General features: G+C 42.6%; 12 protein-coding genes. 7 read left to right on the forward strand and 5 right to left on the reverse strand.

All coding sequences use genetic code 11. The features are described 5' to 3' along the window. Nucleotides 1-91: 91 nt before the first annotated feature. Nucleotides 92-1,873 (forward strand): acyl-CoA dehydrogenase C-terminal domain-containing protein, encoded by a 1,782-nt coding sequence (locus BFN00_RS02970; protein ID WP_004732993.1) that lies wholly within the window; start codon nucleotides 92-94, stop codon nucleotides 1,871-1,873. A 62-nt stretch (nucleotides 1,874-1,935) separates the two neighbouring features. Here the strand turns inward: BFN00_RS02970 and BFN00_RS02975 are convergent, their stop codons facing one another. Continuing rightward, entirely contained in the window at nucleotides 1,936-2,142 is a 207-nt protein-coding gene (locus BFN00_RS02975) for a hypothetical protein (protein ID WP_004732995.1), read from the reverse strand. A 174-nt stretch (nucleotides 2,143-2,316) separates the two neighbouring features. Between BFN00_RS02975 and BFN00_RS02980 the strand changes: the two genes are divergently transcribed. Further along, nucleotides 2,317-2,814, forward strand: a complete 498-nt coding sequence (locus tag BFN00_RS02980; protein ID WP_004647497.1) for a phosphate-starvation-inducible protein PsiE — start codon at nucleotides 2,317-2,319, stop codon at nucleotides 2,812-2,814. 201 nt (nucleotides 2,815-3,015) lie between these two features. On the opposite strand, the gene BFN00_RS02985 is transcribed toward BFN00_RS02980, so the two are convergent. After that, nucleotides 3,016-3,468 (reverse strand): RcnB family protein, encoded by a 453-nt coding sequence (locus BFN00_RS02985; protein WP_005103287.1) that lies wholly within the window; start codon nucleotides 3,466-3,468, stop codon nucleotides 3,016-3,018. A 180-nt stretch (nucleotides 3,469-3,648) separates the two neighbouring features. Between BFN00_RS02985 and BFN00_RS02990 the strand changes: the two genes are divergently transcribed. Continuing rightward, nucleotides 3,649-4,107, forward strand: a complete 459-nt coding sequence (locus BFN00_RS02990) for a hypothetical protein (protein ID WP_005246011.1) — start codon at nucleotides 3,649-3,651, stop codon at nucleotides 4,105-4,107. Between the two features lie 58 nt (nucleotides 4,108-4,165). Here the strand turns inward: BFN00_RS02990 and BFN00_RS02995 are convergent, their stop codons facing one another. Continuing rightward, the gene (locus tag BFN00_RS02995; RefSeq protein WP_071850409.1) at nucleotides 4,166-5,629 is read right to left on the reverse strand and encodes a phospholipase D family protein; all 1,464 of its coding nucleotides are present in this window, start codon (nucleotides 5,627-5,629) and stop codon (nucleotides 4,166-4,168) included. A gap of 106 nt (nucleotides 5,630-5,735) precedes the next feature. Next, nucleotides 5,736-7,850 (reverse strand): zinc piracy TonB-dependent receptor ZnuD, encoded by a 2,115-nt coding sequence (gene znuD / locus BFN00_RS03000; RefSeq protein WP_071850410.1) that lies wholly within the window; start codon nucleotides 7,848-7,850, stop codon nucleotides 5,736-5,738. Nucleotides 7,851-7,990: 140 nt separating this feature from the next. Between znuD and BFN00_RS03005 the strand changes: the two genes are divergently transcribed. The 4 genes from BFN00_RS03005 to BFN00_RS03020 all read left to right on the forward strand — a co-directional run bounded on the left by BFN00_RS03005 (nucleotide 7,991) and on the right by BFN00_RS03020 (nucleotide 11,920). Continuing rightward, a complete protein-coding gene (locus BFN00_RS03005) occupies nucleotides 7,991-8,755 on the forward strand; it encodes a DUF4184 family protein (protein ID WP_071850411.1) in 765 nt (254 codons plus the stop codon). Nucleotides 8,756-8,917: 162 nt separating this feature from the next. Next, nucleotides 8,918-10,702, forward strand: a complete 1,785-nt coding sequence (gene aspS, locus BFN00_RS03010) for an aspartate--tRNA ligase (RefSeq protein ID WP_071850412.1) — start codon at nucleotides 8,918-8,920, stop codon at nucleotides 10,700-10,702. Between the two features lie 114 nt (nucleotides 10,703-10,816). Then, a complete protein-coding gene (locus tag BFN00_RS03015; RefSeq protein ID WP_004278319.1) occupies nucleotides 10,817-11,038 on the forward strand; it encodes a hypothetical protein in 222 nt (73 codons plus the stop codon). Between the two features lie 18 nt (nucleotides 11,039-11,056). After that, entirely contained in the window at nucleotides 11,057-11,920 is an 864-nt protein-coding gene (locus BFN00_RS03020; RefSeq protein WP_071850413.1) for a lysophospholipid acyltransferase family protein, read from the forward strand. A 7-nt stretch (nucleotides 11,921-11,927) separates the two neighbouring features. Here the strand turns inward: BFN00_RS03020 and BFN00_RS03025 are convergent, their stop codons facing one another. Continuing rightward, on the reverse strand, nucleotides 11,928-12,650 hold the full coding sequence (locus BFN00_RS03025) for a putative nucleotide-diphospho-sugar transferase (protein ID WP_004278321.1): 723 nt from the start codon (nucleotides 12,648-12,650) through the stop codon (nucleotides 11,928-11,930). Nucleotides 12,651-12,657 lie beyond the last annotated feature (7 nt).

Here is a 12,657-nt window from a genome sequence, read left to right on the forward strand (position 1 = left end):
AGAATTAACCTTTAGTCGTCTAACATTCAAATTTTGAGTGTTTTAGACTGATTAAAACTCATTTAATCAAACAATAAACAGGTGACACACCATGCCAATTTATAACGCGCCACTTGCCGATATGAAATTCATCCTGAACGATGTCTTCAATGCAGAACAATTCTGGCAGGCCAATGAAAATCTAGCGCATCTGGATGCTGCGACAGCAGAAGCGATTCTTGAAGAAATGGCAAAATTTTCTCAAAACGTCACGCTTCCACTGAACCGTACCGGTGATGAAGAAGGCGCAAAAATTGAAAATGGCAATGTGACCACACCTGCTGGCTTTAAAGAAGCATTCAAACAATATGCAGAAGGCGGCTGGATTGGTCTGGGCGCAGATATGGAATGGGGCGGCCAAGAAATGCCGAAAATGCTGACAGTACTTTCTGATGAAATGCTGTTTGCGACCAACCCGTCTTTCATGCTGTATCCATTGCTTTCTGTTGGTGCGGGCATGGCGCTGAACAGCTATGCTTCACAAGCACAAAAAGAAACCTATTTACCTAAAATTTATTCAGGTGAATGGTCAGGCACGATGTGCTTAACCGAGCCACATGCCGGTACTGATCTGGGTATTATCAAGACCAAAGCTGAACGTAACGAAGACGGCACTTATAGCATCAGCGGCACCAAGATTTTCATCACGGGTGGTGATCATGACCTGGCGGAAAATATTATTCACCTCGTTCTAGCGAAAACCCCAGATGCCCCTGCTGGCTCTCGTGGTATTTCCCTGTTCATCGTACCGAAATTCTTGGTCAATGAAGATGGTTCTATCGGCGAGCGTAATCCGGTCGGCCCAGGTTCAATCGAACACAAGATGGGGATCAAGGCATCAGCAACCTGTGTAATGAACTTTGACGGTGCGAAAGGTTATCTGGTTGGTAAAGAAAACGAAGGTCTCGCTGCGATGTTCGTGATGATGAACTACGAACGTCTGTCGATGGGTATTCAAGGCCTAGGTGCTTCTGAATTCGCTTATCAAAACGCTGCGCAATATGCCACAGACCGTTTACAGGGTCGTAGTGCGGCTGGCGTTCAGTCACCAAGCAAACCTGCGGATAGCATTCTGGTGCATGGTGATGTACGCCGTATGCTGCTGAATGTACGTGCCAATAATGAAGCTTCACGTGCATTCGCCGTGTATGTAGGTCAACAGTTGGATATCACCAAATTCTCGACTGATCCTGAAGCGGTGAAAAAAGCCAATGACCGTGTTGCGCTATTAACACCAATCGCGAAAGCGTATTTAACGGATACCGCATTTCAAGCGACATTAGATGCACAAATGGTCTTCGGTGGTCATGGCTATATCCGTGAATGGGGCTTGGAGCAATGTATCCGTGACCTGCGTATTTCCCAGATCTATGAAGGCACCAACGGCGTACAGTCACAAGATTTGATCGGCCGTAAAACCATTAAATGTGGCGGCGAATATATCTCTGAATATATCTCTGAAATCCGTGACTTTGCCAATAGTCTGGATGCAGACCTGAACTTCATTAAAGATGCCACACTGGATGCAGCGACTGAAGTTGAATCAGTGACTCAGTATATTCTGGAAGCAGCAAGAGAAAGTCATGACTTTCCGAATGCGACCGCAGTCGACTATCTGCACGCTGTAGGTCTGTTGAGTTTCTCTTATATGTTTGCGCGCATTGCCAATGCAGCGAAAAATAAAGAAGGTGAGTTCTATCAAAATAAACTCGCTCTGGCACGTTATTTTGTACAACGCATTCTGCCTGAACTGGCATTACGCATTACTAAAGTGAAATCAGGTTCTGACGTCATCATGAACTTCTCTGAAGATTATTTCACGACTCAAGCTTAAGCTGAAAATCTGCAATAAAAAACGCCTGCATCAGCAGGCGTTTTTTTATGAAAATGCAACAATTAAACTTTTTGAATCAGTAAGGTATCCGGCTGATTATTGCTCTTCGGATTCAGATGTTTATTCACAATTTTGATATTCCCCTCTGACTCTAAAGACTCGCAGAGTTCCACCACCTTTTGCATATCTTCAACCTTAATGCCTACGCCGAGGATTAATTTTTTTCCGGCTTCTAATTGGCTAATTTTTGTTTGAATTTTATCTAACACTTTTTTCTCCTATTTATTCAATGTTACCACCCATACAATATAGCAATTTAGTCTAAAAAAAGCGCAAAAGTTCAAATAATTTAATCTTTATTTTTCATTCAATCATTCTGTGCATGATCTTTGCACGTTATTCTGCAACTATCTTTATTTCACATGAAAAATCAGGAGGATAATATGTCTAAATCACGTCCGAAAATTGAAAAATTTGAAGCTCTCCTCGACCGTCTTGGCAATCTTGCTGTAGAAAGCTTTCATTATATTGCGCTGTTTATTATTGGCTGTATGGTGATCTGGTCCGCTGGCCATACCGTCATTGACATTCTGACCGTGAAACAGTTCGCCACCATTGACGACATTCTTCTGTTGTTTATTTATCTGGAACTTGGTGCCATGGTCGGCATCTATTTCAAAACCAACCATATGCCAGTACGTTTCCTGATTTATATTGCCATTACTGCACTGACCCGTTTGCTGATTGCAGATATTCAACACACGCATAAAGCCAGCATGGATCTGGTGATTATTACCGGTTCGATTCTGATTCTGGCCTTTGCGATATTAGTGGTGCGCTATGCCTCATGGACTTATCCATCCGTGATTCGTGACAAACATAGTGAAAAGCCATTACCCCTTGGCAAAACACCGCGTCCAGAAGATGATGAATTGGCATAGTCTTTTAAGCCCTCTTTTTTTTGCACTTCAGCTTAAAGTAATACTTAAGCCTCGTTTAGGGTTTTGGGAGATTTATCTCAAGCAATCTCTCCCTTGCGTAGCAGTGCTACTTCTCATCTCCTCACAGGAGAGGGAACTATTTTGGTCTTTTTGAGTTATTGACGTTTATAACTGAATTATCCGTTCAGAGTTTAGAGCAGTTTAACGATTCGGCACCAGCACATAGCGTCCGTTTTCATAAATCCAGTAGCTGCCACGCGGTGGTGCTGGTAACCCTAAACGCTGCCAATCGGTAATTACCGTATATCTCGAACTTTCAATCCGGGCAACATTCGGATCACCATTGACCCAGCTATAACTATTCGAATTTTGATAAATAGTGGTCGGTGCCTGATACTGAATGTTTAATCCACTTTGACTCTGTGCAGGTGGATAGCCCCAATATGGTGGTCGTTGCGGGTAATGTGGTCTTGGTGGCAGCGGACGTTGCGGATAATGCTGCCGTGGTGGATCATAAGATCGTGGAGCGCTGCGATAATTCGGTGTGGATCGATCTACACCACCATAACCCACCCAAGCATTGCCAGCCATACTTTGTGCAGAAGCTCCTAATAGCAATGCAGCCAATATTGCACTCGATAGTACGATTCTCATTTGAGCTTCCTCCGAATAATCTGCTTATATTTTAAACAAAATAGATGCAGAAAATATGGATAAGCTCGCTGGAGCTGCAATTTTTTGTAATGCGCTCGCCTATTTTCAATCTGACAGGCACGTCGGCAAGCTACTGCTTTATGCTAAAATTACTTTTTTTAATGTTTCGAGTTGAATACTGTGTCTGATTTAAATTTCGATCGTTTACATGAATATTTTTCTAAAGTGCCGAGTGTTCAGAAAGAACGGATTGATAGCTATGGTTCAGATGGCAAACAGGCATGGTGGTTTAAGTTTCAGATCAATGTCGATCATCCGCTGGCTTGGCAAACTGTGCAAGAGCTGGGACATGTCCTGAATTATATTTCTAAAAATGAACGTCTTCCGACGCAGTTCCTGCCAGTATCTCCACCACCGTATATGAATGGTATCGCCAGAGATTTCTTGTGCTGGGTGATTCAGTGTAATCATGCCGATTTCCCGCCCGATGTCGTATGTGACTGGCTAGAAGCGCGTCTGCCAAATCCGGTGGATGATGAGGCGCAATGGAAAATTAAAACCGATATTTCTGAACTGGATGAATTGACGGATAAAGAGCTGGATCAGTTGGTTCCGCCGAATCCAGAATCAAAAAGCTGATAATAAAAAATCTCCCTAAGTCCCTCTTTTTAAAAGGGAGGTCAGGAGGGATTTAAAATCAAAACGTCGACCAGCCGCTCCATTCCATAAAGCGATACAGCCAATATTTAAAGAACGAGTTTTCTGCATATTGCGTATAGTCTACGCTCATAGAACGGCCATTCAGATTTGACCATGCCCCTTCAAAATATTGCTGGGCATCCCGGAAGACTTCAGCCTGAGGCTGACCCACCACGCGCATATTGGTTTCCAGATTATAGTTTTTCAAATTGCGCACTGTAAAATTGGCCGAGCCTAAAATCATTTCAGCTTGCTGAGCGCTGCGCTTTATCAGTATTTTGCTATGGCATTGCTCGCCTTGAGTACGACACCAGCGCACATCTATACCTGCCTCGTGCAATTCTGAAGCCACCTGCCGGTTTGGAATTCCATTCTTTTCACGGCCAAAGGCATCTTTATTTGGGTCAAGTAAAATCCGGACTTTGACACCGCGTTCATGGGCCGCGATCAGACTTTTAATAATTTTGCGCTCAGACAGATAAAACATCGCCAGATCAATCTGTTCATTGGCTTTCGCGGTCTGAATCAGATTCAGAATCGCATCATAAATGGCTTTTTCAGTCAGCACCTGAACTTGTGGCTGGCTACTGTCTGCCTGAAAATCCCCAGCAACAATGGCTGGCATATTCGCTTGTGACATCCTGCCTACAGACAGTTCTGTTTTCAGAATATCCACAGCTGTGCTCCCCCAGACCAATAAGCCAATATTGGAATGCCGCGAACTGCCATCATGCGGGTTCATGGACGTGACCAGTGCTTTCCAGCCTTGATCAGTATCCACCACCATGGTTTTGCGATGATTGGCTTTAAAGTTAAATAAATCAAAATAACTGCGCAGAGTAATTTTTTCTGGGCCAAATGGGTTTGGCAACCAGCCTGTTTCCGGATTATTGCCAATGCCCTGGCAACAGATATACCAGAAGCCGGACCAGCTTGGATTGGAAGCGCGCAACGGCGTCAGATTGGTTTCAATCACATCAATACCGTGCTGACGTAATTTCCGATACTGCTCAGATCTAATCCCGCCATAAACTGAATTAATCGGATCGGTAATAAACTTGATTTCCACCTCAGGCTGCAGCAGGCGCTTACTGATTAAAGCATCACTCAGCTGTTGACTCAGTGCCTGATGCTGCTGCGTAGATGCACCGGTTTGCTGATTAAATAAAAACATGTCCAGCACAATCAGTGATTTGGCCTCTTCAATCATTTTCAGCATTTCATTAAAAATGCGATGATCTAAATGCTGTTTTCCTTCTGCATCCAGATAAGTCTGATCGGCCAGAAATTTGACTTCGGCATGACGCAGTTTGCCTGTGTAATTCAGACCTTCCGGCAAAGGCTTATACGTGTGGTAGATCGCCGAAGCCAGATAACCCACGGCCAGCATACTAATGATCAAAGCCACATAACGGCGATTCGACCAGTTTAATTTATTGTGAATTCGTTGAAAGATACGCATAAGAAAAAACCTAACCCAATATACTCAGGCTAGGTTTTATCTTATGATTTTTCAAGTAGATTTCAGTGAGATCTAGATGATTTAGTCGATTATTTCAGTAGACCTGTTAGAAATCATACTGTACGCCGACGGTAAAGTTGCGACCCACCTGCGGAATATTCGACAGGAAGGAAGTATGTGAATACACCTGATCATCAAGCAGGTTATTGGCCTTGAAATAAACCCGATAAGCATTGTTATCTGCAAGGCTATTGGCATAGCTTAAGCCAACATTCACCATATTGTAGCCCTGGGTTTCATCTTCATAGCTGGCGATCTTGTCCTGATTAAAGACATGATAATATTCAGCCAGACCTGACCAGCCATCGGCAAAGTCTGCTTCAACTTTTGTTCCTAAACGACCTGCAGGTACACGTGGTGCATTCTCAGCTTCAATCTTGCCACGCACATAGTCCCCAAAGACGCTGAGCTTATACATATCATTGATCTGATAACCGGCTTGTGCTTCTGTACCATAGAATCTGGCTTTGTCTTGGGTATATTGCACGCCACGTAAATTACCTTTTTGCGCTACCGTTTCGCCATAGATATAATCATCAAACCAGTTGTGATAGACATGCACATGGTAATCCAGTTTATCCCCTTCATAATGCAGACCTAACTCGAGATTATTTGAAGTTTCTTTATCGAGATCAGGATTACCTAGTTCATAGGTATTGGTCGCAAAATGCAAGCCATCAGCATAGAGTTCTTGAGCTAAAGGCAAACGCTGCTGATGTGATCCCACTACAGAAAGTTTGTAGTCCGGTGCAAATTCCCAGTTGGCAGCAGCGGATGCAGAGACACCAGTCCCCGAATAATCTTTCTGATCCGAATCTACTTTCACTTTTTGATGATCGACACGCGCCCCAAGTTCAACATGCACATCGCCAAGTTGCTTATGCTCTAAAGCAAAAAGACTGAATTTGTCAGTTTTTGTGTCCGGCATCACGACACCTGAACTATGAACATGATGTTCTTCATCGTCCTCATCGCCATCTTCATGATGGTCATGCTCTGATGCGGCAAGATTAATTTTTTGCTGTGAAATCTGGGTTCCAATCACCCCTTCCCAGCCTGCAACTGGCACATGCACCAACTCTAAACGGCCGTCATAACCTTTGCTTTTAAAGTTACTAATGACTTCACTTTCTTCAAGTTCATTGTGTTCATAATCGGTAATGCTGGCATGTGCACGTAGTTTTTCAACACCGGCAAAAGGCTGTTCCAGTTCGGTGCGTACTTCATAGCGTTCAGATTTTAAATCTACCCATGGTCCACCATGCTCTTCATGGGCTGGTGCATCTGGGTCAGGTGTTGGACAACCATGAAAATGATCACCATGTAAAACACAACCATGATATTCATGACTATGCCCTGGTAAGCCATACTGATCCTGACGGTTGCTATAAGACAGACCGACAAAACCACGATCATGAATCCATGATCCGCCAATATTGACTGTTTGCCCTTCAGCAAAAGTATTGCCCACACGACGTTCTTTTTCTAATTCGTCATCATGCTCATGAAAATAATCCGGTGCAATATAATCATTGGCTTTACGTTTTGAGCCTTCTACACGCAAAGCAAAGTTTTCACCAATACCCGCTGTTACACCAGCACTTGCCAGTTTTTCATCACTGCCGCTGTTATAACGCAGGCCGACTGTACCTTCCAAACCATCTTCAGGCATTTGAGTTGGGATTTTTTGATCAGTGACATTCACCAACCCACCAACTGTACCGGCACCATAAAGCAAGGTCGATGGACCGCGAATCACTTCGACCTGTTTCGCCAGAATCGGATCAACGGTGACAGCATGGTCAGGAGACAAAGTGGATACATCCGCTGTTTCAGACGCATGCTGCAACACTTTCACACGTGGACCATCTTGACCCCGAATCACCGGACGGCTTGAGCCTGAACCATATTGATTAGAATAAACACCCAGCTCATCTGCCAAGGCATCACCAATGGTGGGGGCGCGTTCAGACAGTGCTTTCTGATCCACGAAATGATCTGCAACTGCAAAATCTGCTGCAGTCTGCACCAATGGATGAGCTTGCACCTGAATCGTGTCCATGGTCTGAACCGGGATAGAAGATGAGGATTGCTCTGCAAATACTGTAGGTGCAACTACAGCAAAAATTGACAATGTTATTAGATTCTTAGGAAAGGACATGACCGAAGCTCAAATTCAGTATTTTGGATGAATGTTATAATATAACATTTCATTGTTTTTGCAATCCTTTACGATACTCAGTGTTATATTTTATTAGAATGTCCTTTGAATATTTTTGATTACATTAAAACATTATCTTTATGCCCTTTACCTTGTCGCATGCTGTGCTTGCTCCACCTATTTCATATTTGACTGGGAATAGACTTCCTGTTGCTGCGCTGGCGATTGGCTGTATGGTGCCCGATTTATATCGTCTCTTTACTTCGAGTAATTCAAATATCACGCATTTATGGTCTTCGCTGATACATCCTGACCTGTGGATCGGACTGGCTTTTTGTGCGGTCTGGTACCTGATTTACCGGCCCGTGATTTACCGTTTCATCGGTATTCAGCATGATTTAAAGATTCACAATATCCTTTCAGCACTAAAATTCATCCTGGTGATGTGTCTGGCAGTCATCATTGGTACAGCCACCCATTTAATCTGGGATGGACTGACCCATGTCGATTTTCGAACTTTTGCCTTTCATGAAGTCTTAGCCCAACACTTCCAGCTCTTTGGAAAAAGTTATCCGCTGCACCGGATTTTACAGATTGGTACCTCAGTGATTGTCTTGCCTCTTATCTTGTGGATGAGCCTGCATTACTATAAAACTCACCAGCAATATCTTGCAGTTAGTGTGAAAATCAAAGCATTTTCCTGGGGCTTATTGCTCTTTTCTATATTCACCGGCCTATTTTCTGTCTGGGATTATGCGCGCTATATTTCTACTGAAGTCTGGCAATCAGACCTCTATTATTTTACTGGTCGCTCGATCAATGAATTTAGTCAAGGCTTTTTGATCACCTTTAGTCTGGGCTGTTTATTGTTTTTATTTTTAGACAGAGGTCGCAGGATGGGTTAAACAAAGCACTGGCTTTTCCTCTATTCACTTTAAAATGATATTGTTTTTGACCCAAGTTCTTGTGACAACATGCCCAAAGAGGCATAATCCTACCTTTACTCAAAGCGGTACGCTGTTTACGTATTCGCTGACCTTAACCCATATAGTTGGATTTCTAACGCTATGATGCGAACTCATTACTGCGGTTCTTTAACCGAAGCCCAAATTGACCAAACCGTAACATTATGCGGTTGGGTACACCGTCGCCGTGACCACGGTGGTGTAATCTTCCTTGACATGCGTGACCGTGATGGTCTTGTTCAAGTGGTTATTGACCCAGATACTCCTGAAGCATTCGCAACTGCTGATAAAGTACGTTCAGAATTTGTATTAAAAATTACAGGCCGTGTGCGTCGCCGTTATGAAGGCACAGAAAATGCCAATATGGTGAGCGGTCAAATCGAAGTCTTGGGTAAAGAAATTGAAGTTCTTGCTCAGTCTGAAACTCCGCCATTCCCATTGAATGACGAAAACACCAATATTTCTGAAGAAATTCGTTTGAAATACCGTTTCTTGGACATCCGTCGTCCAGAAATGCTAGATCGTTTGCGCTTCCGTTCTAAGTTAACCAACCTGATTCGTAACTACTTCGAAGACAATGGTTTCCTAGACGTTGAAACACCAATTTTGACACGTGCGACTCCTGAAGGTGCGCGTGACTATTTAGTGCCAAGCCGTGTATCTAACGGTAGTTTCTACGCACTGCCACAATCTCCACAGCTATTCAAACAGTTGTTGATGGTGGGCGGTATTGATCGTTACTACCAAATTGCTAAATGTTTCCGTGACGAAGACTTACGTGCGGATCGTCAGCCAGAATTCACCCAAATCGACGTTGAAACATCGTTCATGAGTGACGATGACATCATGGATTTAATGGAAACTCTAACCGTTAAGATGTTCAAAGAACTTCTAAATGTTGAGTTTGATAAATTCCCACGCATGACCTACAACGATGCAATGCGTGACTATGCATCTGACAAACCGGATATGCGTATTCCTTTGAAACTGGTTGACGTTGCAGACTTAATGCAAGACGTTGAGTTCAAAGTATTCGCAGGCCCTGCAAAAGATCCTAAAGGTCGTATCGTTGCGCTTCGCGTACCGGGTGCTGGTTCACTTCCACGTAGCGCGATTGATGAATACACCAAATTTGTAGGCATCTACGGTGCACGCGGTTTGGCTTACATCAAAGTCAACGAACTTGAAAAAGGTATCGAAGGTCTTCAATCTCCAATCGTGAAATTCATCGAGCCAATCGTGCTTGATCTATTGAAACGTGTTGGTGCTGAAAATGGTGATATCGTATTCTTCGGTGCAGACAAAGCGAAAGTTGTTAACGATGCCATGGGCGCGCTTCGTGTGAAGATCGGTCATGACCTTAAATTATCAACTTGCGAATGGGCGCCACTTTGGGTTGTTGATTTCCCAATGTTCGAAGAAACTGATGATGGCAAATGGACGTCTGTGCATCACCCATTCACGCTGCCAAAATCTAGCGTAGAAGAGGTGAAGAACAACCCAGGCGCTGCTCTGTCTGTTGCTTACGATATGGTATTGAACGGTACTGAAGTCGGTGGTGGTTCACTGCGTATTCACAACCTTGAAATGCAAAAAGCGATCTTTGAAGCACTTGGTATTGGTGAAGAAGAAGCGGAAGAGAAATTCAGCTTCTTATTAAATGCATTACGTTACGGTGCTCCTCCGCATGGTGGTTTGGCATTCGGTCTGGATCGTCTGGTGATGTTGATGACTGGTGCATCTTCTATTCGTGACGTGATTGCATTCCCGAAAACCAAAACTGCGGAATGTCCATTAACTCAAGCACCAGCACCAGTTGAATCAAATCAATTGCGTGACCTTGGTATTCGCTTACGCGAAAAACCGAAAGCTGAATCTCAAGAATAATTCTTGACGTTTTAAGTGAAAAAGCCCTGCCTTGAGCGGGGCTTTTTTGTGTGATTGAGTCACATCTGGAACAGTGGCATAATAGCGATAGTTTTTAATCTAAGGTAATTCGCAATGGCTATGCGTCCTGCAGTTCGTAATCGCAGCATTATGCTTATTGTATTTTCAGTGGTTCAATGGTTGTTCATGCGCTATATCCTTGCCAACAATCTGTTCAACCTCGATACCAATGACCGTATTGTGTATTTTTGCCTGAGCAGTATTTTAGGTGCCCTGCTGATTTTTGTAGGTTTGATATATATGGTGCTGAAGGGCAATCCGGACAAAGACCTATAATCTGACCATCTGGACACCATGTACACCCTACTTAAAAATTTCTCCAAGCTTCCATTAAGATTCATTCAAAATCTTGCGCAACTGGCTGGATTGCTTTTGTATATCAGCCATTCTTCTGCACGCCGAGTGACCGAGATTAACCTGGCATCTGCCTATCCTGAACTTTCGGAAGCTGAACGAGCTAATTTGACCAAACGCAGTCTCAAAAGTCAGTGCATGACGTATGCGGAATCAGTCAAAATTTGGGGTTCATCTTCTGAATATGCGCTGTCTTTAATTCGAGATGTGCATGGCGAAGATATTTTTCTCCAGGCTCTGCAAAATCCTCAGGGCTGCCTGGCTGTGGTGCCTCATTTTGGTACGTGGGAGCTTTTAAATGTCTGGGTAAATCAACACACCTCCCCTGTAATTATGTACAAGCCCAGCAAGAATCAGGATATTGAACGCTTTATGCTTGAAGCCCGGCAACGTCTGAATGCCACACTGGTTCCGACAGATGATTCTGGGGTACGTGCTTTATTTAAGCATTTAAAACAGGGTGGTTTTTCTGCAATATTGCCGGATCATGTACCTAAAGAAAGTGGTGGTATCTACTCAATTTTCTATAATCAGAATGCGCTATCTTCTACCTTACTTTCCAAACTGGCAGCTAAAACACAATGTTCTGTAGTTGGGCTTAGTTGTTTAAGACGTGAAGATTTTTCCGGTTATGATATTCATGTCACTGAATTATCCTCCGATATTTTATCTAGAGACTTGCAGCTTTCTGTTGACACCTTAAATAAAGAAATGGAGCGCATGATTAATGTCGCTCCAGAACAGTATTTGTGGGGGTATAAGAGGTTTAGGAAAATAATTGATGAAAGTAATATTTATCAATAAATTTTAATTATTCAATTAAATCACTTAAAGTTAACTTAATATCGATTCCTAACTTTGTTGTTCGTGCATTAACTTCATTATGTCGTTTAACAATCTTTTTAGTACTTTTTGACAGTAGAGAAGAACGCATTATCCATTGATAAATTGAATTTCTTTGCTCATATTTCTGTATCCAACGCTTATCTCTACTTGCTTGTAATTGTTCAATACTAGGTTGAATCTTATCCCCATATAAATTACGAGATGTATCAAAAATAAATGTATAGTTTGGTGGTAGCTTTTTTAATGTAATAAGGCCTGCATCATGCCACTCATCAACCAAGTTTTGTAAAATAATCTGATCCCAAATAGTTGGATTTTGCAACATACGCTTCTCCCATTCATCCATCAGAGAATGTGCATTTTTAGTGTCATTTATAAAAATAGTACTACTAATTAAACGCTTATTATCTATGTAATGTACTGCAATATCTTCTTCAATTGCATTGAAGTATGGCCGGATATCCTCAAGAATTATAGCATCAGCATCAACAAATAAAAGTGGGCCATGAGTTTCACGACGCATTTGCGAAATAAACACAGGCTTAAATGCAATAATGGTTTGCCAGTCATCTTTTGAAAATTGCTTTAATAGAATATGAATATTAAATTTTTTTGCTGATTCAGCTAAAATTTGAGCATGCTTCGTATATAGTTTATCATCTGTATGAAAACCAAAAACTGTCAACATTAAGAAT

This window comes from Acinetobacter sp. AR2-3, from assembly GCF_001878775.1.
Classification (GTDB): Bacteria; Pseudomonadota; Gammaproteobacteria; order Pseudomonadales; family Moraxellaceae; genus Acinetobacter; species Acinetobacter lwoffii_D.